This window comes from Streptomyces sp. L2 (genome assembly GCF_004124325.1).
Lineage (GTDB): Bacteria > Actinomycetota > Actinomycetes > Streptomycetales > Streptomycetaceae > Streptomyces.
This window is the reverse complement of record NZ_QBDT01000001.1, coordinates 5,491,820-5,514,825: the sequence shown is the minus strand read 5'-3', so window position 1 is coordinate 5,514,825 and position 23,006 is coordinate 5,491,820. Positions and strand designations below refer to the sequence as shown.

The 23,006-nt window shown below is 72.2% G+C and carries 17 protein-coding genes; 8 read left to right on the top strand and 9 right to left on the bottom strand.

The window, feature by feature from the left end:
- Positions 1-152: 152 nt before the first annotated feature.
- Positions 153-686: a hypothetical protein gene (locus DBP14_RS24635; protein WP_129309296.1), complete on the top strand. Its 534-nt coding sequence runs from the start codon at positions 153-155 to the stop codon at positions 684-686.
- Between the two features lie 161 nt (positions 687-847).
- Complete coding sequence (locus DBP14_RS24630; protein WP_129309295.1) at positions 848-1,480, top strand: class F sortase; 633 nt, start codon at positions 848-850, stop codon at positions 1,478-1,480.
- Here the strand turns inward: DBP14_RS24630 and DBP14_RS24625 are convergent.
- The 3 genes from DBP14_RS24625 to DBP14_RS24615 are packed head-to-tail and all read right to left on the bottom strand — an operon-like array spanning position 1,477 to position 4,016.
- Entirely contained in the window at positions 1,477-2,130 is a 654-nt protein-coding gene (locus DBP14_RS24625) for a response regulator transcription factor (RefSeq protein WP_129309294.1), read from the bottom strand. The genes DBP14_RS24630 and DBP14_RS24625 overlap by 4 nt on opposite strands.
- 46 nt (positions 2,131-2,176) lie before the next feature.
- Positions 2,177-3,457, bottom strand: a complete 1,281-nt coding sequence (locus DBP14_RS24620; RefSeq protein ID WP_129309293.1) for a sensor domain-containing protein — start codon at positions 3,455-3,457, stop codon at positions 2,177-2,179.
- Positions 3,458-3,491: 34 nt separating this feature from the next.
- A complete protein-coding gene (locus DBP14_RS24615; RefSeq protein WP_129309292.1) occupies positions 3,492-4,016 on the bottom strand; it encodes a hypothetical protein in 525 nt (174 codons plus the stop codon).
- A gap of 254 nt (positions 4,017-4,270) precedes the next feature.
- Between DBP14_RS24615 and DBP14_RS24610 the strand changes: the two genes are divergently transcribed.
- The 3 genes from DBP14_RS24610 to nirD are packed head-to-tail and all read left to right on the top strand — an operon-like array spanning position 4,271 to position 8,518.
- Complete coding sequence (locus DBP14_RS24610) at positions 4,271-5,533, top strand: FAD-dependent oxidoreductase (RefSeq protein WP_129309291.1); 1,263 nt, start codon at positions 4,271-4,273, stop codon at positions 5,531-5,533.
- A 1-nt stretch (position 5,534) separates the two neighbouring features.
- Positions 5,535-8,171, top strand: a complete 2,637-nt coding sequence (gene nirB / locus DBP14_RS24605) for a nitrite reductase large subunit NirB (RefSeq protein ID WP_129309290.1) — start codon at positions 5,535-5,537, stop codon at positions 8,169-8,171.
- Positions 8,168-8,518 carry a nitrite reductase small subunit NirD gene (gene nirD / locus DBP14_RS24600; protein WP_129309289.1) on the top strand — a complete coding sequence of 117 codons (351 nt, stop codon included), beginning with the start codon at positions 8,168-8,170 and terminating at the stop codon, positions 8,516-8,518. The genes nirB and nirD overlap by 4 nt, the downstream gene beginning before the upstream one ends.
- Before the next feature lie 19 nt (positions 8,519-8,537).
- Here nirD and DBP14_RS24595 read toward each other — a convergent pair whose 3' ends face one another.
- The 4 genes from DBP14_RS24595 to ppdK all read right to left on the bottom strand — a co-directional run bounded on the left by DBP14_RS24595 (position 8,538) and on the right by ppdK (position 14,562).
- Positions 8,538-9,371, bottom strand: coding sequence for a carbohydrate ABC transporter permease (locus tag DBP14_RS24595; protein WP_129309288.1), 834 nt, complete (start codon positions 9,369-9,371; stop codon positions 8,538-8,540).
- Positions 9,364-10,266, bottom strand: a complete 903-nt coding sequence (locus DBP14_RS24590; RefSeq protein WP_129309287.1) for a sugar ABC transporter permease — start codon at positions 10,264-10,266, stop codon at positions 9,364-9,366. The genes DBP14_RS24595 and DBP14_RS24590 overlap by 8 nt, the downstream gene beginning before the upstream one ends.
- Positions 10,263-11,552 (bottom strand): sugar ABC transporter substrate-binding protein, encoded by a 1,290-nt coding sequence (locus DBP14_RS24585; RefSeq protein WP_206739340.1) that lies wholly within the window; start codon positions 11,550-11,552, stop codon positions 10,263-10,265. The genes DBP14_RS24590 and DBP14_RS24585 overlap by 4 nt, the downstream gene beginning before the upstream one ends.
- A gap of 289 nt (positions 11,553-11,841) precedes the next feature.
- Positions 11,842-14,562: a pyruvate, phosphate dikinase gene (gene ppdK / locus DBP14_RS24580; RefSeq protein ID WP_129309286.1), complete on the bottom strand. Its 2,721-nt coding sequence runs from the start codon at positions 14,560-14,562 to the stop codon at positions 11,842-11,844.
- A gap of 780 nt (positions 14,563-15,342) precedes the next feature.
- Between ppdK and DBP14_RS24575 the strand changes: the two genes are divergently transcribed.
- Positions 15,343-17,334 (top strand): sulfatase-like hydrolase/transferase, encoded by a 1,992-nt coding sequence (locus DBP14_RS24575; protein ID WP_241741026.1) that lies wholly within the window; start codon positions 15,343-15,345, stop codon positions 17,332-17,334.
- 328 nt (positions 17,335-17,662) lie between these two features.
- Here the strand turns inward: DBP14_RS24575 and dusB are convergent, their stop codons facing one another.
- Both dusB and DBP14_RS24565 read right to left on the bottom strand, forming a co-directional pair.
- Complete coding sequence (gene dusB / locus DBP14_RS24570; protein ID WP_129309285.1) at positions 17,663-18,793, bottom strand: tRNA dihydrouridine synthase DusB; 1,131 nt, start codon at positions 18,791-18,793, stop codon at positions 17,663-17,665.
- Positions 18,794-18,857: 64 nt separating this feature from the next.
- Positions 18,858-19,829, bottom strand: a complete 972-nt coding sequence (locus DBP14_RS24565; protein ID WP_129309284.1) for a helix-turn-helix transcriptional regulator — start codon at positions 19,827-19,829, stop codon at positions 18,858-18,860.
- A gap of 103 nt (positions 19,830-19,932) precedes the next feature.
- Here DBP14_RS24565 and DBP14_RS24560 point away from each other — a divergent pair, with 103 nt between their 5' ends.
- Positions 19,933-21,363, top strand: a complete 1,431-nt coding sequence (locus DBP14_RS24560; protein WP_241741025.1) for an MFS transporter — start codon at positions 19,933-19,935, stop codon at positions 21,361-21,363.
- Positions 21,364-21,486: 123 nt separating this feature from the next.
- A complete protein-coding gene (locus tag DBP14_RS24555) occupies positions 21,487-22,938 on the top strand; it encodes an MFS transporter (RefSeq protein ID WP_129309283.1) in 1,452 nt (483 codons plus the stop codon).
- Positions 22,939-23,006: the final 68 nt, after the last annotated feature.

Here is a 23,006-nt window from a genome sequence, read left to right as displayed (position 1 = left end):
GCCGTGTGGGGGCCGTGGGGGCCACCCGTTCTCCGCAGTGGGGGCCGGATCTCGGGGGGCGGGGCGGGGCGAGTGCGACTTTGCTCGGTGGGGCAGGGGCTCCGTCCCTGCGACGAGTCGGAGGAAGAGTCGGACGAGCTCTGGGGAGCACCATGGGACGCACTGCCCGTCTGCTGGCCGGTACCGGGCTCGCCGTGGTCGCGGCGGGGTTCGCCTCGGCGCCGGCGTACGGCGGGGACACCGGGGCCGGTGCCGGGACGCTGGTGATGGCGCCGGCCACCGTGGTGCCCGGCGGGGACGTCACCGCGACGACCACGGGATGCGGGAAGAAGGCCGCGGCCAGTGGGAACGCGGGCGCGGTCGGCGCCGGTACGTTTCCGATGGCGCCCGGTGACGACACGACGGAGGCGGTCGGACGGTTCCAGGTGCCGGAGAGCGCGCAGCCGGGGACGTACGAGATCGTCGCCCGGTGCGCCGAGGGCGACCGGCAGGTGACGGGCGACCTGGTGGTGGCGCTGAGCGCGGCGCGCGAAGAGGTGCAGCCGCGCGGCAGCCTGAAGACGGGGGTCGGCGGCGGGCTCGGCCGCGACCCCGTGCAGACCACGGCTGGTGTGGCCGCTCTGGCCGTCGCCGCCGCGGGCGGTACCTGGCTCCTGCATCGCCGGGCGAGAGGCGACGGGATCTGACGGACACCCTCCGCTGTCCGTCGCCGGTACCGCATACCCCACCCCCTCCGGGCCCGATGCCCCTCGCGGCCCGGAGGGGGCAGAGGGGCCGAGGCCACGACGACTCCGTCGGCCGGGGTCGTCGTACGCGCGTCAGAGAACCGTCAGAAGAGGGGTACGCCATGCGCCGGATCGGGGACACCGCGATAGCCGCGGTCACCGTCGTCGCCCTCGCCTCGGGCGTGTGGCTGCTCGGTGGCAGTTCCGGCACGCACGCGCCGCCGCAGCCGTCGGCCGCCGAGGGCCGGGCCGAGCCGGGTGAGGCGGCGCACGGGGCGCCCGCGCTGCCGGCGTCGCCGCCGACCCGCATCCGCATCCCCTCGATCCGTGTGGACGCCCCGCTCATGGGGCTCGCCCTCACCGCCGGCGGCAGCCTGGACGTGCCGCCGCCCGGGAACAAGAACCTCGCCGGCTGGTACGAGGCCGGCACCGCGCCCGGTGAGACGGGCACCGCGATCGTCGCCGGGCACGTCGACAACGCCCAGGGACCCGCCGTCTTCTACAATCTGGGCGCCCTCAAGCGCGGCGCCCGCATCGAGGTGGACCGCGAGGACGGCACGGTCGCCGTGTTCACGGTGGACGCGGTCGAGGTGTACTCCACCCGGAACTTCCCCGACGACAAGGTGTACGGCGCCGCGAAGCGCCCCGAGCTGCGGGTGATCACCTGCGGGGGCGGCTACACCAAGGCGACCGGCTACCAGGGGAACGTGGTGGTCTTCGCCCATCTGACGGGCAGCCGGAAGGTCCCGTCCTAGGCGGCGCGGGCGCCCTCCAGGTACTTCAGCACCGCCAGCACCCGCCGGTGCCCGGACTGCGACGGCGGCAGGTCGAGCTTGGTGAAGATGTTCGCGATGTGCTTCTCCACGGCCCGTTCGGAGACGGTGAACGCGGTGGCGATCGCGTGGTTCGTGCGGCCCTCCGCCATCAGCGACAGCACCTCGCGCTCGCGGGGCGTCAGCGTGTCCAGGGCGGTGCTGCGGCGGGTGGCGCCGAACAGCTGGGCGACCACCTCGGGGTCCAGCGCGGTACCGCCGGCCGCGATCCGCTCCAGCGCGCCGACGAACTCCCCGATGTCGGTGACCCGTTCCTTCAGCAGGTAGCCGAATCCGGCGGGGTCGCTGAGCAGCCGGGCCGCGTACGTCGTCTCCACGTACTGCGAGAACAACAGCACACCGGTGCCCGGGTGTTCGGCGCGCAGCCGCAGGGCCGCCCGTACGCCCTCGTCGGTCTGGGTGGGCGGCAGCCGGATGTCGAGGACGGCGACGTCGGGGGCGTGCTCGGCGACGGCCGCCAGCAGCGTCTCGGGGTCGCCGACGGCCGCCGCCACCTCGACGCCGCGCAGCTCCAGCAACTGCACCAGGCCGTCCCGCAGCAGGGCCGAGTCCTCGGCGATGACGACGCGCATACGGCTCCGTTTCAGGTGGTGCGGCAGGCTCAGGTGGGGGGTGGCCTCAGGTGTGGGGCAGTTCGACCGTGATCACAGTAGGCCCTCCGGGCGGGCTGGCGCAGGTGAGTGTGCCGTCGACCGTGCGGACGCGGGCCAGCAGGCCGGTGAGTCCGGAGCCCGCGCCGACCACCGCCCCGCCGCGGCCGTCGTCGGTGACGCGCAGCCGCAGCAGGATGTCGTCGGCGGTGACGTCGACCGTGGCGGTGCCGGCCCCGCTGTGCTTGACGGCGTTGGCGAGGAGTTCCGCGGCGCAGAAGTAGGCGATGGACTCCACGGCGGGACTGGGCCGGGTGCGGATGTCGGTGCGCAGCTCCACGGGGAGCGCCACGTCGGCGGCGAGGGTGGCGAGGGCCGCGGGGAGTCCCTCGTCGAGGACGGGCGGGTGGATGCCCTTGACGAGGTGGCGCAGATCGGTGATCGCCTGGGTGGCCGTCGACTGCGCCGTGTCGACGGCGGTGAGGATCCGGTCGGGCGCGGCACCGGCGGTGACCAGTTCGCGGACGATCGTGAGGTGCATGGCGAGGCCGACCAGCCGGGCCTGCGTGCCGTCGTGCAGGTCGCGTTCGATCCGGCGCAGGGTGGCCGCCGCGTCCTCGACGGCCTGCGCGCGTGTCTCCTCCAGGGTGCGGATACGGCGGTCCGCGGGGTCGGGGCCGAGCAGCGCGGCCAGCAGGACCCGGTGCGGTGCGAGGGCGTGCCGCAGCAGAAAGGGGACGACGGCGAGGAGGAGCAGGCCGAGGGCGCAGGGGATCAGCCAGCGCGGCCAGGTGTCGACCTGGAAGCCCCAGAACTCCAGGCTGACGTGGGAGACGGAGCCGTCGGCGTGGTGCACGGTGTTGCGGTCCCACTGCTTCAGCACCGGGAAGAGGGTGAGCAGGACGCCGTAGACGTAGCCGATGAGGACGGCGGCGTAGCCGAAGACGGCGGTGAACGGTGTCAGCAGCGCGCAGCCGACGGCCCGCCGGCCAGGCCGGTCGCCGAGCAGGGCCCGCCGCCGGCCGAGGATGCCGCGGCCTCCGGGCGGGGCCGGTTCCTCGATGCGCAGGCCCAGCAGGCGGCGGGCCAGCAGCCGTTGCAGCGCGCCGAGCGCCAGGGCGCCGCGTACCGTCCCGGCGAGCAGCCACAGCCCGAACGGGGTCACCGACAGCACGAGGCCGGTCAGCAGCCCGGCCAGGGTGAGCACGAAGCCGACGAGGGCGAGCGGGAAGGCCAGCACCGCGTACAGCAGCGCGGCGAGGGCGCGGCGGCCGAACGTGGCGGCGGCGAGGGCACGGAGGCGGACCATGGGGTGACCTTAGGAGAGTCTTCGGTGGGGCTGCTCAGGCGAGGAACCGGTGCGCGATACGGATCTGGAGCGCCGCCATCGCCCGGCCCGGCCACGGCATGAGCAGCAGGAAGCCGAGGCCGCCCAGCACCGCGTGGAACGCCCACGCACCGGCGAAGGTGGGGCCGCCCCAGGCGGTGGAGTAGTCCGAGCCGGCGCGCAGGGGCCAGCCGAGGTTCATCGGGACGATGGACCACCCGTAGAGGGTGACGGCCAGGACGAGCAGGTTCACCGGCGTGGCGAGCAGGGCGTGCACCAGCCCGGCGCGAGCCCGGCCGCGCGGGTCGGCGCCGAGGAAGCGGTGGGCGAGCGCCCGCTGCCAGCGGGCCGTCGGCGCGCCGGCGAGCGCCAGCGGTACGCAGGCGACGCCGACGGGCAGGGCGAGCAGGGCGTAGGCGACGCGCCGCCAGGTGGGCGCGGTGAAGGGCTCGCGGAGGATGCGCGCGATCACTCCGGGGCCGGTGAGCCGGCGACGGGTGGTTGCGGTGTCCTCGGCACGGGTGCCGTGCATGGTCGTCATCGGGCTTCCCCCTGGAAGTGGCGGCCGGTGAAGATCCGGTGCCTTCAGACTTCCGCGCGCACGCGCCCCGCACGATGGTGGCCGTACTGAACCGGTGGGTTCGGTTAACCCCACCCCGGTCCGTCACCGGCCCCTCACCGGTCCCAGCCGCAGAGCACCCCTCACACCCCCGCTCCGCCCCCGCTGAGGGCAGCGTTCCCCGTGGGTAACAGAGGTGATGCGACGGGGTAATCTCCGCCCCGCACGCTCTTGGCATGACCTCGAATGCGCGTGTGGTGGTGATCGGCGCCGGGCTCGCGGGCGTACGGCTCGCCCGGCGGCTCGGCGAGCTGGGCGTGCCCGCGCTGCTCGTCGGGGAGGAGGAGCACCCGCCGTACAACAGGGTCCTGCTGGCCGAGGTGCTGGCCGGCCGGTACGCCCCCGAGGTGATCGCCCTCCCCGCCCCCGACGGCCTGGTCCGCGCCCGCGTCACCGCGATCGACCGGGCCGCCCGGACCGTGAGCTGCGCCGACGGCACCCGGATCGGCTACGGCACGCTGGTGCTGGCCACCGGCTCCAACCCGGTGCTGCCGCCGCTGCGCGGACTGTTCACCGAGGACCACGAACTCCCTGAAGGCGTCCACGCGTTCCGTACGCTGGACGACTGCCTGGGCCTTGCGAAGGCCGTACGGCCCGGGGTGCGCGCGGTCGTCATCGGCGGCGGTCTGCTCGGGGTCTCCGCGGCCCGCGCGCTCGCCGTGCGCGGGCCGCAGGTGGTGCTGGCCCAGCAGGCCGAGCGGCTCATGGAGCGCCAGCTCGACCCGAACGCGTCCCGGCTGGTGCACCGGCACCTGACGGACCTCGGTGTCGAGGTGCACACCGAGTGCCGGGTGCGGGACGTGCGCAGCCTGGGCGGTGCGGTCCGCTCCGTGGAACTGGCCGACGGCTACGCGCTCGACGCCGACCTGGTCGTCCTCGCCTGCGGGGTGCACCCCCGCACCGGTCTCGCCGAGGCCGCCGGGCTCGCCGTGCGCAAGGGCGTCGTCGTCGACGACGAGTTGCGCACCTCCGACCCGGACATCCACGCCCTCGGCGACTGCGCGCAGCACGACGGCACGGTGTACGGCCTGGCCGCGCCCGCCCTCGAACAGGCCGACGTGCTGGCGGAGTTGCTCGCGGGTGACGCCACCGCCCGGTACACCGGCACCCGTTCCCTCACCCGGCTGACCCTGACCGGCACGGCCGGCACGGCCGGCACGGCCGATCCGACCGCCCCCGACTCCCCCTTCGGCCCCTTCGACCTCGCCGCGTTCGGTGAGACGGAGGCCCGTCCCGGCGACGACGTCGTGCAGCTCGCCGACGCCACCCGGGGCACCTACCGCAAGGTCGTCGTCCGTGACGACCGGCTGGTCGGCGGGGTCCTCGTCGGCGAACTCGGCACCGTCGGCGCGCTCGCCCGCGCCTGGGAGGGAGCAGAGCCGCTCCCCCTCGACGACGGTCCGCTGCTCCACCTGCTCACCAACGATGGAGGCTCCTGACATGACCGCCACCCCGGAGGCCACAGCGGAGGCCACCCTGGAGGCCGCCGCCCCCACGATCGTGCTCGTCGGCCACGGCATGGTCGGCCAGCGCTTCCTCGAAGCGCTCGCCGAGCGCGGCCTGACCGCCACGCACCGCGTGGTCGTGCTGTGCGAGGAGCCGCGTCCCGCGTACGACCGCGTGCAGCTCACCTCGTACTTCTCCGGCCGCACGCCCGGCGAACTATCCCTGACCGACCTGGAGTTCATCAGGGACCACGGCATCGAACTGCACGTCGGCGACCCGGCGGAGACCATCGACCGGAAGGGCCGGAAGGTCACCGCCCGGTCCGGACTCGTCGTCGGCTACGACGTCCTCGTGCTGGCCACCGGCTCGTACCCGTTCGTGCCGCCGGTGCCGAACAAGGACGCCGAGGGCTGCTTCGTCTACCGCACGATCGAGGACCTGCTCGCCATCGAGGCGTACGCGAAGTCCCGGGCGACGACCGGTGCCGTGGTCGGCGGCGGTCTGCTCGGCCTGGAGGCGGCGGGCGCGCTCAAGGGGCTCGGGCTCACCTCCCACATCGTGGAGTTCGCGCCGCGTCTGATGCCGGTGCAGGTCGACGAGGGCGGTGGCGCGGCCCTGCTGCGCACCATCGAGGACATGGGCCTGAGCGTGCACACCGGGGTGGGCACGCAGGAGATCGTGGTGGGCGAGGACGGTGCAGTCACCGGCATGAGGCTGTCCGACGGCTCCGAACTCGCCACCGACCTGGTGGTGTTCAGCGCCGGTGTCCGCCCCCGCGACCAGCTGGCCCGCGACTGCGGACTGACGGTCGGCGAGCGCGGCGGCATCACCGTCGACGAGCGGTGCCGCACGGTCTCCGACCCGCATGTGTTCGCGATCGGCGAGTGCGCGCTGGCCGTCGACGGCCGGGTGTACGGCCTGGTCGCGCCCGGCTACGAGCAGGCCGAGACGGCCGCCGCGACCATCGCGGAGGACGAGGCGTCCTTCACGGGCGCCGACCTGTCGACCAAGCTGAAACTGCTCGGCGTGGACGTGGCGTCCTTCGGTGACGCGCACGGCACCGCCGAGGGCTGCCTGGACGTCGTCTACGCCGACTCCCGCGCCGGCCTCTACAAGAAGCTGGTCATCGGCCGGGACGGCACGCTGCTCGGCGGCATCCTCGTCGGCGACGCCGAGTCCTACGGCACGCTGCGCGCGCTCACCGGCTCCGTGCCCCCCGTCTCCCCCGAGTCGCTCGTCCTGCCCGCCGGAGCCGACTCGGGGGCCCAGCTGGGCCCCACCGCACTCCCGGACGACGCGATCATCTGCTCCTGCCACAACGTCAGCAAGGGCACGATCCGCGGCGCGGTCACCGAGCACCGGTGCGTGACCGTGCCCGAGGTGAAGAAGTGCACCAAGGCCGGTACCGGCTGCGGCAGTTGCGTCAAGGTGCTGGGGCAGCTGGTCACCGCCGAGCTGGAGGCGTCCGGCGTCGAGGTCGACAAGGGCCTGTGCGGCTGCTTCGAACAGACCCGCGAGGAGCTGTACGAGATCGTCCTCGCGCTGCGGATCACGTCGTACCAGGAGCTGCTGGACGGCTACGGCCGGGTCGGCGCCCGGGGCGGTGACGGCTGCGAGACCTGCAAGCCGGCCGTGGCCTCGGTCATCGCCTCCCTCGCCCCCGCGATCGGCGCCAGCGGTTACGTCCTGGACGGCGAGCAGGCGGCCCTCCAGGACACCAACGACCACTTCCTCGCCAACCTGCAGAAGAACGGCTCGTACTCCGTGGTGCCGCGCATCCCCGGCGGGGAGATCGCGCCCGAGAAGCTGATCGTGATCGGGGAGATCGCCCGGGACTTCGGCCTCTACACGAAGATCACCGGTGGTCAGCGGATCGACATGTTCGGCGCCCGCGTCGAACAGCTCCCGCTGATCTGGTCCCGGCTGGTGGACGCCGGCTTCGAGTCCGGGCACGCCTACGGCAAGTCGCTGCGCACGGTGAAGTCCTGCGTGGGCTCGACCTGGTGCCGGTACGGCGTGCAGGACTCGGTGCGCATGGCGATCGACCTGGAGCTGCGCTACCGGGGCCTGAGGTCGCCGCACAAGCTGAAGTCGGCGGTCTCCGGCTGCGCCCGCGAGTGCGCGGAGGCCCAGTCGAAGGACTTCGGGGTGATCGCCACGGCGAGCGGCTGGAACCTGTACGTCGGCGGCAACGGCGGGGCCACCCCGCGCCACGCCGACCTCCTGGCGCAGGACCTGTCCGACGCCGAACTGGTCCGGCTCATCGACCGGTTCCTGATGTTCTACATCCGCACCGCCGACCGCCTGGAGCGCACCTCGACCTGGCTGGAGCGGATCCCAGGCGGCCTGGACCACGTGCGGGACGTCGTGGTGCACGACTCGCTCGGTATCTGCGACGAGCTGGAGCGGCTGATGCGCTCCCACGTCGCGCACTACCGCGACGAGTGGGCCGAGACCGTCAACGACCCGGAGAAGCTGGCCCGGTTCGTGTCCTTCGTGAACGCGCCGGACACCCCGGACCCGGTCGTCGCCTTCGTTCCCGAGCGCGACCAGATGAAGCCCGACCTGCCGCTGCTGTCCATCGGCGTGCGGCCCGCCGACGACCTCCTGGAAGGAAGTGCCCAGCGATGACCCTGGCCCCCGAGACGACCGACCTGAAGGTTCAGCTCCGGCTGGCGGACAGCTGGTACACGGTGTGCGACCTGCACCGGCTGGTCCCCGGCCGCGGCGTGGCCGCCCTTCTCCCGGACGGCCGCCAGGTGGCGGTGTTCCGCGACCGCACGGACCGCCTCTACGCCATCGACAACCGCGACCCCTTCGCCGGCGCGGCCGTCCTCTCCCGCGGTCTGACGGGCACCCACGACACGCGCCCGTTCGTGGCGTCCCCGCTGCTCAAGCAGCGCTTCGACCTGGAGACCGGGCAGTGCCTGGACGACGAGTCGGTGCGGGTGGCGGCGTACGGGGTGCGGGCGCTGTAGTCGGGACGGCAGCACGGGTTCAGTCGATACCCGAGCGTTCCACCCCCGCCACGATCCACCGCTGGAAGCACAGGAAGACCAGCAGCAGTGGCAGGATCGAGACGGCGGCGGCCATGAACAGCTCGTGCAGGCGGACCACCTGGGACGTGGTGAAGGAGGACAGGGCGACCTGGACGGTCCAGGCGTCCCGGTCCTGGCCGATCACCAGCGGCCACAGGAAGGAGTTCCAGGCGCCGAGGAACACGATCGTCCCGACGGCCGCGAACACCGGCCGCGCGTTCGGCACGACGATCAGCCAGTACGTCCGCCAGTAGCCGAGCCCGTCGACCTGGGCCGCGTCCTCCAGCTCCCTCGGGAAGCCCAGGAAGTACTGGCGGAAGACGAAGCAGGCGAACGCGGAGAACAGGGTCGGGACGATCAGTCCGCGCAGGGTGGAGATCCAGCCCAGGGACGAGACGAGGACGAAGCTGGGGACGAAGGTGACGGCGGCCGGGACGAGCAGGGTGCCGAGGATGCCGTAGAAGACCTTGTTCGCGTGGCGGTAGGGGATGCGGGCGAGGCCGTAGCCGGCGAGGGAGGCCAGGAGCAGGGTGCCGAGGGTCGTCGCCACGGCGATCAGCGCGGAGTTGAGGAGGGAGCGGGCGAACGGGACGGAGGGGTCGTCGAACAGTTCGCGGACGTTGCCCCACCGCAGCTCGCGGGGGAAGAAGGTCCATTCCGGCGAGGTGATGTCCCGCTCGCTCGCCAGTCCGTCGCGCACCAGCAGGTAGAAGGGGATCAGGAAGAGCAGGGCGAGCACCACCAGCAGGACCAGGCGCACCGCCCGTCCGGCGCGGACCAGGGCGTCATCCATCGGCGTCCGTCCTTCCCAGCTTCAGCCAGCGGGCCTGCCCCAGCGTGACGACGGCGATGACGAGGGCCAGGATCACCGCGCCCGCGCTGCCCAGGCCCAGGTTCTGCCCCTGCCCGAGGGCGGTGTAGTAGAGGTAGACGAGCGGCGGCCGGGCGTAGGGCGGGTAGCCCCGGGAGTCGGACAGCAGGTTGTAGAACTCGTCGAAGGCCTGGAAGGCGTTGATGACGAGGAGCAGCAGCACCGCGACCGAGGTGGCCCGCAGCTGGGGCAGTGTGATGTGCCGCAGCACGGTCCAGCCGGGCCGGGCGCCGTCCACGGCGGCGGCCTCGTACAGCGCGGGGTCGATCCGCTGGAGCCCGGCCAGGAAGAGGATCATGTAGAAGCCGGCCTGCAGCCACAGCCGCACGGTGACGATCACCAGCCAGTACCAGGGTGGGTCGGTACTGGCCAGCCACGGCAGCGGGTCGGTGCCGAACCACCCGAGGACGGTGTTCGCCAGCCCGAACCGCACCCCGTTGAACAGGGACATCTTCCAGATCAGGGCGGCGACGACATAGCTGCACGCGGCCGGCAGGAAGAAGACGGACCGGAAGAACGCCCGCGCCCAGCGCACCCGGTTGGCCATGAGGGCGAGGGAGAGCGAGACGACGTACGTCGTGGGCACGATGAACGCGGTGAAGACGAGGAACGTCTTCAGGCTGTCCACGAACGCGTCGTCGCCGAGCATCGCCGTGTAGTTGTCCAGCCCCACGAAGTGGGTGGGCGTGACCGTGTTGTGGGCGTCGAAGAAGCTGAGTCCGACGCTCCACAGCAGCGGCACGTAGGTGAACAGGGCGAGCCCGAGGGCGAAGGGTCCGACGAACACCCAGAACCAGAGCGCGCGCCGCCGCCTCACGACGTCTTCTTCGCCTGGTTCTTCCCGCGGTTCTTCTTCACGCGATCCAGCTCGGCCGACACCTTCCGTACGACGGTGCGCAGTTCGCTCTCCGGATGGGCGCCGCTCTTGATGATCCTGCTCAGCGCGTCCTGGTAGGCGGTCTGGGCGGCCGGGGTCCACAGGAGCGGCTGGGCGTAGCCGTGCTCGGTGGCGAAGCGGACGGCGTCGGCGGCGGGGCCGGTGCGCAGCTTGGTGGCCTTCTTGGCGAGGGAGATCCGGGCGGGGATGTGGAAGCCGTAGGAGAGCGCGAAGTCCTCCTGGTAGTCGGTGTGGTCGACCCACAGCCACTTCACGTAGTCCTTCGCGGCGTCCTTGTGCTTGCTGCGGGCGCTCACGGCGGCGCCGTACGCCCCGACGGGCACGGTGGGCCGGCCGGCGGCTCCGTCCTTCGGGAAGGGCAGCACGCCGGTGTCGTCGCCGAGTTCCTTCTGGATCTGCGGCAGCGCCCACAGCCCGGACCACTGCATGGCGGTCAGGCCCTGGAGGAGGGCCGACGGGTCGGACCAGTCGGCGGGGGCGCCGAGGAGGAGGGACTTGTCGGCGTACAGCTGGTGCAGTTTGCCGAGGGTGCGGGCGGCTGCGGGGTCGTCGAAGCCGACCGTGCCGTCGGCGGTGACGAGCTGGAGTCCGGCCGCGTACAGGGGAGTTCCGCCGAGCACGCCGGCTCCTCCGTCGTTGCCGAGGAAGAGTCCCTTCACCTTGCTGCTGGTGAGCTTCCGCGCCGCGTCGACGAGGGCGTCCAGGGTGGTGGGCGGCTCGACACCGGCGTCCTTCAGCAGGCTCTTGCGGTAGTAGAGCATCTGCATGTCGATGGTCTGCGGGACGGCCCAGACCTTCCCGTCGTACGTCTTCGGGGTGAGCACCGCCGGGTTGAAGTCGTCCTTCACACCGTCGAGCAGCTCGGTGAGGTCGACGACCTGGCCGCCCTGGATCTGGTCCAGGGTGGGCCCGTTGACCTCGAACACGTCCGGCCCGGAGTCGGTCAGCAGGGCGGCGGCGGTCTGCTGGTCGTAGTTCCCGGGCCGCCACTGCACACTGACGTCGGCCTTCTTGTACGCCCCGGCGTACCGCTGAACGGCCTGCTCGGTCCCGGGCTCACCGTACTGGTGGTACCACTGCGACAGCGCGACACCCGAGCCGCCGCCGTCCCCACCGCGCCCGGTGTTCGACCCGCACGCGGCGATCAGCCCACTCGCGACCCCCGCGGTACCCCCAGCCAGCAGCGTCCTGCGCCTCATCGTCATCCCGTGCCCCCTGACGTCCGCTCACGCACTCACGACCGATGCACGGCCCAACGATCAACCATGGGCGGGGATTACGAAAGAGGGCGTTGACGCGCGGGCGCTGACGTACGGGCCATTGCGTACGGGCGATGACGTGCCGCGGGCACGCCGAAGGGGCGTCACCCCCGCACAGGGTGACGCCCCTTCATCTCGTGGCGCCGGAGCCGCCGCCGATCGGTCTGAGGGTCGGGGACCGACGGCGGCTCCGGGGTTGGTGGGGCCCGGCGTGGGTAGCCGGGCCCGGCCGGGGTCAGCGGTGGTCGCTGCCCTCGGACTGGGTGGCCGCCCGGCCTGCCTCCAGGCGGGCCACCGGGATGCGGAACGGGGAGCAGGAGACGTAGTCCAGGCCGACCTCGTGGAAGAAGTGGACGGACTCCGGGTCGCCGCCGTGCTCGCCGCAGACGCCGAGCTTGAGGTCGGGGCGGGTGGCGCGGCCGGCCTTCGCGGCGGCGGCGACCAGGGAGCCGACGCCGTCCTTGTCGATCGTCTCGAACGGGCTGACGCCGAAGATGCCCTTCTCCAGGTAGGCGGTGAAGAAGCTCGCCTCGACGTCGTCGCGGCTGAAGCCCCAGACCGTCTGGGTCAGGTCGTTGGTGCCGAAGGAGAAGAACTCCGCGGCCTCCGCGATCTGGCCGGCGGTGAGGGCGGCGCGCGGCAGCTCGATCATGGTGCCGATCGCCAGCTTCAGCTTCGTACCCGTGGCGGCCTCGACCTCCGCGATGACCTGGTCGGCCTCCTCGCGGACGATCTCCAGCTCCTGGACGGTGCCGACGAGCGGGATCATGATCTCGGCGCGCGGGTCGCCCTTGGCGTTCTTGCGCTCGGCCGCCGCTTCGGCGATCGCGCGGACCTGCATGGTGAACAGCCCGGGAATGGCGAGACCGAGGCGGACACCGCGCAGACCCAGCATCGGGTTCTGCTCGTGCAGCCGGTGCACGGCCTGGAGCAGCCGCAGCTCGTTCTCGTGCGGCTCCTGACGGGACTCGGCGAGGGCCACGCGGACCGAGAGTTCCGTGATGTCGGGCAGGAACTCGTGCAGCGGCGGGTCCAGGAGGCGGACGGTGACGGGCAGTCCGTCCATCGACTCGAAGAGCTGGACGAAGTCCTGCTTCTGCAGCGGCAGCAGCGCCTTGAGGGACTCCTCGCGCTCGGCCTCCGTGTCGGCCAGGATCAGCCGTTCCACCAGCTCGCGGCGGTCACCGAGGAACATGTGCTCGGTGCGGCACAGGCCGATGCCCTGGGCGCCGAAGCGGCGGGCGCGCAGCGCGTCCTCGGCGTTGTCGGCGTTGGCGCGCACCCGCAGCCGGCGCTTGCGGTCGGCGAAGGCCATCATGCGGTGCACGGCCTCGACCAGCTCGTCGGCGTCGTCGGCGCCCGGGTGCATCCGGCCCTCGAAGTACTCCACCACCGGGGACGGCACGACCGGCACCTCACCGAGGTACACCTTGCCGGAGGAGCCGTCGATGGAGATGACGTCGCCCTCCTCCACGACGTGCCCCCCGGGCACGGTCATCCGGCGCCGCTTGGTGTCGACCTCCAGCTCCTCGGCACCGCAGACACAGGTCTTGCCCATGCCGCGCGCGACGACGGCCGCGTGGGAGGTCTTGCCGCCGCGCGAGGTCAGGATGCCCTCGGCGGCGATCATGCCGTCCAGGTCGTCGGGGTTGGTCTCCCGGCGGACCAGGATGACCTTCTCACCCGAGCGGGACCACTTCACGGCGGTGTACGAGTCGAAGACCGCCTTGCCGACCGCCGCGCCGGGCGAGGCCGCGATGCCCCGGCCGACCTGCTCGACCTTCGCGTCGTCGTCGAAGCGCGGGAACATCAGCTGGGCGAGCTGGGCGCCGTTGACGCGCTGCAGCGCCTCGGTCTCGTCGATCAGGCCCTGGTCCACCAGCTGGGTCGCGATGCGGAAGGCGGCACCGGCGGTGCGCTTGCCGACGCGGGTCTGGAGCATCCACAGCTGGCCGCGCTCGATGGTGAACTCGATGTCGCAGAGATCCTTGTAGTGGTTCTCCAGGGTCTCCATGATCTGCATGAGCTGGTCGTACGACTTCTTGTCGATCTGCTCCAGCTCCGCGAGCGGGACGGTGTTGCGGATACCCGCGACGACGTCCTCGCCCTGGGCGTTCTGCAGGTAGTCGCCGTAGACGCCCTGGTGCCCGCTGGCGGGGTCGCGCGTGAACGCGACGCCGGTGCCGGAGTCGGGGCCGAGGTTGCCGAAGACCATCGAGCACACGTTGACGGCGGTGCCGAGGTCGTGCGGGATGCGCTCCTGGCGGCGGTACAGCTTGGCGCGGTCGCCGTTCCAGGAGTCGAAGACCGCCTTGATGGCGAGGTCCATCTGCTCGCGCGGGTCCTGCGGGAAGTCGCGGCCGGCCTCGGCCTTGACGATCTTCTTGAACTTGGTGACCAGCTTCTTCAGGTCGGCCGCTTCGAGGTCCGTGTCGACGGTGACCTTCTTGGCCGACTTGGCCGCGTCCAGGGCCTCCTCGAAGAGGTCGCCGTCGACGCCGAGGACGGTCTTGCCGAACATCTGGATGAGGCGGCGGTAGGAGTCCCACGCGAAGCGGTCGTCGCCGGCCTGCTTGGCCAGGCCCTGCACCGACTTGTCGGAGAGGCCGATGTTCAGGACGGTGTCCATCATGCCGGGCATGGAGAACTTGGCGCCGGAACGGACGGACACGAGCAGCGGGTCGTCGGCCTGGCCGAGCTTCTTGCCCATCGTCTGCTCAAGGGCGTCGAGGTGCGCACTCACCTCGTCACGCAGTGCCGCGGGCTCGTCGCCGCTCTCCAGGTAGACCTTGCAGGCCTCGGTGGTGATCGTGAAGCCCGGAGGGACCGGCAGACCGAGGTTGGTCATCTCAGCGAGGTTGGCGCCCTTGCCGCCGAGAAGGTCCTTGAGGTCCTTGTTGCCCTCGGTGAAGTCGTAAACGAACTTCGCTACGTGGGGATCTTTGTTTTCCGACACGGGTCTCGACTCCTTGAGGCCGCGGTGGCTGCCCTGACGGCGAGGAACATACCCAGATCGAAGGTGCATGGGTACGTCCACTTGCGCGTCATGCGCGTGTAACCACCCGTCCGCCAGTGGATCGAAAGTCAAAGCTTGGCAAGCGGCAGCAGGCGCATGTTTTCACTTCTTGAACGCATGACCCCTCAAAGAGGGGGTTTCTCGCTCAGATGAGCGGGCACTCCGCCCATCTGTTTTCGATCGATGAACGATCAAGGGGTGGCACTCGGTGCCACCCCTTGGAGAAGTGCAGTCGCCCAAGATCCGCTCATCTGAGCGCAGCCCTTATCAAGGGTGGCGAGAATCACGCTGCCACACGGGTCGGGATTTCACCATGCGGACGGCTGCTGGACTGACGTCGGAGGGTCTCCGCACTGTCGTCGAACCGGCTCCGGACCGTCTCCGGGTCCGCCGTACGGCGAGCGCGGCGGCCGAACGCGGCGGCGTCTTGGCGAGGCGTTTGCCGGGTGTTTGCCGAGGGGGCGTGAACAGCGCGGCCGACGGAGCCGTACGACACCACGGCGGGCCTGACGAGCCGGGTTCCGCCCCAGCTCAGCCCCCGTTTCCACGCGGGCCTCGCACGGAAGGACCTCCGGGTTGCCTCACCACACGACCACGCGCCGGCCACCGGGCACGCCCGGGGAGGCCGAGGATGTCCACACCGGCGACAGCGCGCCGGCGAAAGCCGCCGGGGGCACGGAGCCTGAGGAGACCGGGGAGGCTGGGGAGGCCGGGGAGGCCATGGCCTCCGCGGAACCGGCAGAGCCCACCGGCTCCACCGAAACCGCCGAACCGACCGAACCGACCGAACCCGCCGAGCCCGCCGAGCCCGCCGACGGTCCCGCGCCTGCCGGCACCACCGAACCCACCGACGGCCAGGCGCCTGCCAGTACCACCGCACCACCCCCCACCCCCTCCGAACCGTCCGGAGCCGACGAACCCGGCACCGATGGCGGCCCGGCAGAGGCCGGTGAAGGCGACAACGTCTCGGCGCCCACCCCCACAACCACACCCGCACCCCGTCCGCTCCGGCCCGTCCCTCGCCCCTGGGCAGCCGCGGCGGCGCGGGGGCGGCGGTGGCGGAAGGCGCACCCGGCGGCCGCTCAGGCGGTGTCCCTCGGTGTGACGGTGCTGGCGCTGGCCCTGGTCGTCGCGGCGCTGGTGCTGCCGAACTCGGTGGTCGGGCTCAGGCTCGCCCAGTTCACGCGGATTCCGGCCGAGGCGATCATCGGGGCGGCGCTGACGCTTGCGCTGCCCAGGCGGCCGAGGGTCGTGCTGGCCGCGGTCTCCGGGGTGGCGCTGGCCGCGCTGACCGTGCTGAACGTGCTCGACATGGGCTTCAAGCAGTACCTGGGCCGGAGCTTCAACCCCGTCCTGGACTGGAGCCTCCTCGGCGACGCGCAGTCGTACCTGGAGGACTCGCTCGGCCGGACGACCACGCTGCTCGCCACGGCCGGCCTGATCGTCCTCGTGCTGCTGCTGTTCGTGCTGCTGGCGCTCTCCATGGTCAGGCTGAGCAATCTGCTCGTCCGGAACACCGGTCTGGCCACGCGGGGCACCCTCGTCGCCGGGGTCGTCTGGATCACCTGCTCCTCCCTCGGCATCCAGATCGCGGGCGTGCCGATCGCCTCGGACCGCACCGCGACCGCGGTGAAGGCGCAGGCGCACCAGGTGTCCGACACCCTGCGGGACGAGGCGGAGTTCCGGAAGGTGGCCAAGGTCGACGCGTTCGGCAACACCCCGCCCAGCCAGCTCGTGCCCGACCTGCGCGGTAAGGACATGATCTTCACGTTCATCGAGAGCTACGGCCGCAGCGCCATCGAGGACCCGATCGAGGCGCCCGGCGTCGACAAGACGCTCGACGCGCGGACCAAGGCGATCGCCAAGGCCGGTTTCCACGCCAAGAGCGGCTGGCTGACCTCGGCGACGTACGGCGGCAACAGCTGGCTCGGCCACTCCACGACCATGACCGGCCTGTGGATCAGCAACCAGCAGCGCTACCGCACGGTCATGGCCAGCGACCACCTCAGCCTGACCGAGGCGTTCAAGAAGACCGGTGAGTACGACACCGTCGGCGTGATGCCGGGCGTGCAGAAGGGCTGGCCGGAGCAGAAGTACTACGGCCTGGACAGGGTCTACAACGCCTTCCAGCTCGGCTACAAGGGGCCGAAGTTCAGCTGGTCGACGATGCCGGACCAGTACACGCTCCAGCAGTTCCAGGACCGGGTGCACGGGAAGAAGCGGGCCGACGGCAAGGATCTGATGTCGTTCGTCATCCTGACGTCGAGCCACCAGCCGTGGGGGCCGATCCCGAAGATGGTCGGCTGGGACCAGCTGGGCGACGGCTCGATCTTCAAGGGGATCGAGGCGGCGGGCAACAAGGCGGCCGACGTGATCGCGGACACCACCAAGTCCCGCCAGGAGTACGGCAAGTCGATCCAGTACTCGGTGACCGCGCTCACCGAGTGGCTGGAGCGGTACGGCAAGGACAACACCGTCCTGGTCTTCCTCGGCGACCACCAGCCGATGGCGCGGGTCAGCGGCAACCACGCCAGCCGTGACGTGCCGATCTCGATCGTCGCGAAGGACCCGAAGGTGCTGGACAAGATCGCCGGCTGGGGCTGGACGGACGGCCTGCGCCCGGCGCACGACGCGCCCGTCTGGAAGATGAGCGCCTTCCGGGACCGCTTCCTGACGGCCTACGGCTCGACTCCCCACCCCAAGACGAACTGACCGCGCGCCCGCCCGACTCCGCATCACAGCCCACTGAGCCGGGCGGCCCAACCTTCCAACCCACCGAGCCGCCCGACCCCACCCCCAGCCCGCGAGCCGGGGCCCAGCCCTCCGGCCCACCGAGCCGCCCGACCCCACAGCACCACCGCCGACCCGCCCGCGCAGCACAACCCACCGAGCCGGGCGGCCCAGCCCCCAGCCCACCGAGCCGGCGGGGCAGCCTTTCAGCCCACCGAGTCGGGTGGTGGGCGGGCGAGGTCGGGGTCCAGGGGCGGAGCCCCTGGCGGGGTCCCTGGCGGGGTCCCTGGCGGTGCCCCGGGGCTGGGGCTCAGCCGCCCGACGTGTCCAGCTCCGCTTCCTCGCTGACGCCCACCGTCTCGTACGGGTCCCTGAGCCACCCGTCCGGCAGCACCACCCTGTTGTTGCCGGACGTACGGCCCCGGGGCCCGTCCGCGCCCAGCGGCCACCCCTGCTCCAGGTCCAGCTCGTCCAGCCCGCCCCGCAAGTCCGCCAGTGACGAGGCGACGGCCAGCCTCTTGCGCATCTCGGAGCCGACCGCGAACCCCTTCAGGTACCAGGCGACATGCTTGCGGAAGTCCACGACCCCCTTGGACTCGTCCCCGAGCCACTCCCCCAGCAGCGCGGCGTGCCGCACCATGACACCGGCCACCTCGGCCAGCGTCGGCCGGGTGAACTCCGTACGCCCCTCGAACGCCGCCACCAGATCGGCGAACAGCCACGGCCGCCCCAGGCACCCCCGGCCCACGACCACGCCGTCGACCCCGGTCTCCCGGACCATCCGCAGCGCGTCCTGAGCCGACCAGATGTCCCCGTTGCCGAGGACCGGGATCTCCGGGACGTGCTCCCGCAGCCGGGCGATGGCCTCCCAGTCGGCGGTGCCGCCGTAGTGCTGGGCGGCCGTACGGCCGTGCAGCGCGATGGCGGTGACACCCTCCTCGACGGCGATGCGCCCGGCGTCCAGGTAGGTGAGGTGGTCGTCGTCGATGCCCTTGCGCATCTTCATGGTGACCGGCAGGTCACCGGCCCCGGAGACCGCCTCGCGCAGGATCGCCCGCAGCAGGTGCCGCTTGTACGGCAGCGCCGACCCGCCGCCCTTGCGGGTCACCTTGGGGACGGGGCAGCCGAAGTTCAGGTCGATGTGGTCGGCGAGGTCCTCCTCCGCGATCATGCGGACGGCCTTGCCGACGGTGGCCGGGTCGACGCCGTACAGCTGGATCGAGCGCGGCTTCTCGCTCGCGTCGAACCTGATCAGCTGCATGGTCTTGTCGTTGCGCTCGACCAGCGCCCGGGTCGTGATCATCTCGCTGACGAACAGGCCCTTGCCGCCGCTGAACTCTCGGCACAGCGTCCGGAAGGGCGCGTTGGTGATCCCCGCCATGGGTGCGAGCACGACGGGCGGCGCCACGGCGTGCGGGCCGATGGAGAGCGGGTGGGTCATCGGACGGCTCCGGATACGGACGTACGGACGTACGGGATCGGACACGGGAAGTACCCATTGTCCCTCACTCCCCCGACAGCCCCGCCAGCCGCTCCAGCCGCTCCTCGCTGTCCTCGTCGGCGGGGACGTAGGCGACGATCCGCCGGGCCGGGGCCTGCGGGGCCAGCCACATGTTGCGGTGCTCCAGCCGGACGAGCCCGACCACAGGGTGCCGGTACCGCTTGACGTGCGGGGACATCGGCGCCACCTCGTGCCGCTCCCACAATGCCCGGAACTCGGCCGAGACCCGCATCAGCCGGTCCAGCCGCCCTTGCCAGAGCGGGTCGGCGACATGCTCGGCCATGCCCGCCCGGTACTTGGCGATCATGTCGCGCAGCATCTCGTCCCGGTCCAGGAAGTCCCGTTTCCAGCGCTCGCTGGTGGCCAGCAGCCACAGGCAGTTGCGGTCGTCCGGGGGCAGCTCCGCGGGGTCGCCGAACAGCTGGGCGAAGGGGCGGTTGGCGGCGAGGACGTCGTAGCGGGCGTTCTGCAGGGACGCCGGGTAGGGGGCGAGCCGTTCGACGATCCTGAGGGCCGAGGCCGGGGCGCCCGTGCACTCGGCCCCGGCGCGCGGGTCGGCGGTGCCGGCCAGGGTGAAGAGGTGGGCGCGCTCGGTGGCGTCCAGCAGCAGCGCCCGGGCGACCGCGTCCAGCACCTGCGCGGAGACGTGCGTGGCCCGCCCCTGCTCGATCCACGTGTACCAGGTGACGCCGACCGCGGCGAGGTGCGCCACCTCCTCCCGGCGCAGACCGGGCGTGCGCCGGCGGGGCCCTCGTACCAGGCCCACCTGCTCGGGGGTGACCCGCTCACGGCGGCTGCGCAGGAACGCGGCGAGTTCACGCCGCCGTACCGACGCCTCGCGCGGCGGCCCGGGGTCCCCCGGCGTGACGGTCGTCGCGTCGGTGGTCGTCGCGGCGGAGGTCGCCGCATCGGTGACGGTCGCGCCGGTGACGGTCGCGGTGGTGACGGTCGCGTCGGTGACGGTCGCGGTGGTCATGGCCTCCAGGGTGCCGTCCACGGGCGCGGCGGTTCCAGTTGGTGCCGGTACCTGGATGAGCAGCGGCTGGTACCGGGCTGGGTGCGCCGCGAGGCTCGGTGCCGTGACGACGACGAGAACCCCCCTGCCGACGGACGGCTCCCCCGCCACCGCGCCCCTCAGCCCGTTCGGGCTGCTCACCCTCCTGCTCGGGGCCGCGCTCCCCATGGTCGACTTCTTCGTCGTCAACGTGGCCCTGCCGACGATCCGGCATGACCTGGACGCCTCCCCGGCGACCCTGGAGATGGTGGTGTCCGGGTACGCGGTGGCGTACGCCGTCCTCCTCGTCCTCGGCGGGCGGCTCGGCGACACCTACGGCCGCCGCCGGCTCTTCCTGTGGGGGGTCGCCGGCTTCGGTCTGACCTCGCTGGCCTGCGGGCTGGCACCCGGTGCCTGGTGGCTGGTGGGCGCGCGGGTGGCGCAGGGCGCCGCGTCGGCGGTGCTGCTGCCGCAGGTGCTGGCCACGCTGCACGCCACCACGAGCGGGGCGCGGCGGGCCCGCGCGGTCGCCCTGTACGGCTCGGTCGGCGGGGTGTCGGTGGTCCTCGGGCAGGTGCTGGGCGGGGTGCTGGTCGCGGCCGACCCGGCGGGCACCGGCTGGCGTGCGGTGTTCCTGGTGAACGTACCGGTCGTGGTGGCCGCCCTCGGCTGCGCGCTGCGGTCGGTGCCGGACAGCAGGGCCGAGCGGCCCGCGCGCGCCGACCTCGCCGGTACGGTCCTGCTGGCGGCCGCGCTGACCGCCGTACTGCTGCCGCTGACCGAGGGCAGGGCGGCCGGGTGGCCGCTGTGGTCGGTGCTCCTGCTGTGCGCGGCGCCGCTGCCGGCGGCGGGCTTCGCCGTCGTGGAGCGGCGGGGCGAGCGGTCCGGGGGCAGCCCGCTGCTGCCGTCCTCGCTGCTGGCCTCCCGGAAGGTCCGGCGCGGGCTGCTGCTGGGGCTGCCGGTGTTCGTGGGCTTCGCGGGCTGGATGTTCGTCAGCGCGATCACGCTGCAACAGGGTCTCGGCTACGGCGCGCTGCGGGCGGGTGTGACGCTGGTGCCGATGGGGGTGGCGCAGTTCGGCGCGTCGCTGCTGGCGCCGCGTGCGGTACGACGGCTGGGCGGGCGGGCGGTGACGCTGGCGGCGCTGGTGCACATCGCCGGCCTGGCGACGGTGACGGCGACCGCGCTGTTCGGCCCCTGGCCGCGGCTGAGTCCGCTCGTGCTGGCGCCGGGGCTGATCCTGTGCGGGGTGGGGCAGGGGCTGGAGCTGCCCCTGTACTTCCGGTTCCTGCTCGCCGCGGTCCCGGCGCGCTTGGCGGGGGCGGGCAGCGGGCTCGCGGCCACGCTGCAGCAGTCCGGCCTCGCGGTCGGGGTGGCGCTGCTGGGTTCGCTGTTCCTGGCGCTGGTGCCGGGACTCGGCATGCGGGACGCGCTGGCGGTGGTCCTGGCGGCGCAGGCGGCGGGACTGGCGGGACTCGGGGTGCTTGGGCTGAGGCTGCCCCTGGTACCCGGGTGAGCGGGCCCGGCGGGTACTCCGGTGAGCGGCCCGGAGCGGGCGTCATGGCCTACGGACCAAGTCATGACGCGTGCATGGGTCATTAGTTAGACGCACTATTGAAATCGGCGTACGATGAACCGCATGCCCGAGTTGAGTCACAGCCGTCGGCTGCTCGTGCTCGCGATCTGCTGCATGAGCCTGCTCATCGTGAGCCTCGACAACACCGTCCTGAACGTCGCCCTGCCCTCCCTGCAACGGGAGTTCCACGCCGGCACCTCCGGTCTGCAGTGGACCATCGACGCCTACCTGCTCGTCCTGGCCTCCCTGCTGATGCTCTCCGGCTCGACCGCCGACCGGATCGGCCGCAAGCGCGTCTTCATGGCGGGCCTCGTCATCTTCTCCGCCGGCTCGCTGCTCTGCTCCCTCGCGCCGAACCTGCAACTCCTCATCGTCTTCCGCATGGTGCAGGCGGTCGGCGGTTCCATGCTCAACCCGGTCGCCATGTCGATCATCACCAACACCTTCACCGACTCCCGCGAGCGCGCCCGCGCGATCGGGGTGTGGGGTGCGGTGGTCGGCATATCCATGGCGGCCGGCCCCCTGGTCGGCGGCCTGCTCGTGGAGTCGGTGGGCTGGCGCTCCATCTTCTGGCTCAACATCCCCATCGGCGTCGCCGCGCTCCTGCTCACGCTGCGCTTCATCCCCGAGTCCCGCGCCCCCAAGCCCCGCCGCGCCGACCCCGTCGGGCAACTGCTGGTGATCGCCCTGTTCGGATCGCTGACGTACGCGATCATCCAGGCACCGGACTCCGGCCTCGGCGCGGTCGCCCCGTTCGGCGCGATCGCCTTCGTGGCCCTGCTCGGTCTGCTCTGGTACGAGCCCCGGCGCGACGAACCCCTCATCGACCTGCGCTTCTTCCACTCGGCGCCGTTCAGCGGGGCGACCGTGATCGCCATCAGCGCGTTCTCCGCACTGGGCGGATTCCTGTTCCTGTCGACGCTGTACCTGCAGAACGTGCGCGGCCTGGACGCCCTGCACGCCGGCCTGTGGATGCTGCCCATGGCCGCGCCGACGTTCCTGTGCGCACCGGTCTCCGGCCGGCTGGTCGGCAGCCGGGGACCACGCGTGCCGCTGCTGGTGGCGGGCGCCGCGATCACCGTCAGCGGGGTGCTGTTCGGCGCGTTCGAGGCGGAGACCTCCAACGCCACCCTGCTCCTCGGCTACGTCCTGTTCGGCATCGGCTTCGGCTTCGTGAACGCGCCGATCACCAACACGGCGGTGTCCGGCATGCCCCGGGCCCAGGCCGGAGTCGCGGCCGCCGTCGCCTCCACCAGCCGGCAGCTCGGTCAGACGCTGGGCGTCGCCGTGGTCGGCGCCATCCTGGCCTCCGGGATCGGCTCGTCGTCGTACAAGCACGCCTTCGTCTCGGCGGCCCGCCCCGGCTGGTGGATCATCGCCGCCTGCGGCCTCGCGGTCCTCGTCCTGGGCGCCGTCACCAGCGGCCGCTGGGCCCACCGCACGGCCGAGCGCACGGCGGAACGCCTGGAGTCACCGGAGGTACGGCAGACGGTGGGGGCGTCGGGCCGTTCCTGAGCCTGGCCCCGCTCCTCCCGACCCCGGGTCGTCCGGACCCTGGTCCACGCTGGTCCTGGCCCCGCTCG

Bases quoted from the DNA above. Each gene is read 5' to 3' on its own strand.
- DBP14_RS24635 (WP_129309296.1), top strand. From the start codon at position 153: ATGGGACGCACTGCCCGTCTGCTGGCCGGTACCGGGCTCGCCGTGGTC.
- DBP14_RS24630 (WP_129309295.1), top strand. From the start codon at position 848: ATGCGCCGGATCGGGGACACCGCGATAGCCGCGGTCACCGTCGTCGCC.
- DBP14_RS24625 (WP_129309294.1), bottom strand. From the start codon at position 2,130: ATGCGCGTCGTCATCGCCGAGGACTCGGCCCTGCTGCGGGACGGCCTG.
- DBP14_RS24620 (WP_129309293.1), bottom strand. From the start codon at position 3,457: ATGGTCCGCCTCCGTGCCCTCGCCGCCGCCACGTTCGGCCGCCGCGCC.
- DBP14_RS24615 (WP_129309292.1), bottom strand. From the start codon at position 4,016: ATGACGACCATGCACGGCACCCGTGCCGAGGACACCGCAACCACCCGT.
- DBP14_RS24610 (WP_129309291.1), top strand. From the start codon at position 4,271: ATGACCTCGAATGCGCGTGTGGTGGTGATCGGCGCCGGGCTCGCGGGC.
- nirB (WP_129309290.1), top strand. From the start codon at position 5,535: ATGACCGCCACCCCGGAGGCCACAGCGGAGGCCACCCTGGAGGCCGCC.
- nirD (WP_129309289.1), top strand. From the start codon at position 8,168: ATGACCCTGGCCCCCGAGACGACCGACCTGAAGGTTCAGCTCCGGCTG.
- DBP14_RS24595 (WP_129309288.1), bottom strand. From the start codon at position 9,371: ATGGATGACGCCCTGGTCCGCGCCGGACGGGCGGTGCGCCTGGTCCTG.
- DBP14_RS24585 (WP_206739340.1), bottom strand. From the start codon at position 11,552: ATGACGATGAGGCGCAGGACGCTGCTGGCTGGGGGTACCGCGGGGGTC.
- DBP14_RS24575 (WP_241741026.1), top strand. From the start codon at position 15,343: ATGGCCTCCGCGGAACCGGCAGAGCCCACCGGCTCCACCGAAACCGCC.
- dusB (WP_129309285.1), bottom strand. From the start codon at position 18,793: ATGACCCACCCGCTCTCCATCGGCCCGCACGCCGTGGCGCCGCCCGTC.
- DBP14_RS24565 (WP_129309284.1), bottom strand. From the start codon at position 19,829: ATGACCACCGCGACCGTCACCGACGCGACCGTCACCACCGCGACCGTC.
- DBP14_RS24555 (WP_129309283.1), top strand. From the start codon at position 21,487: ATGCCCGAGTTGAGTCACAGCCGTCGGCTGCTCGTGCTCGCGATCTGC.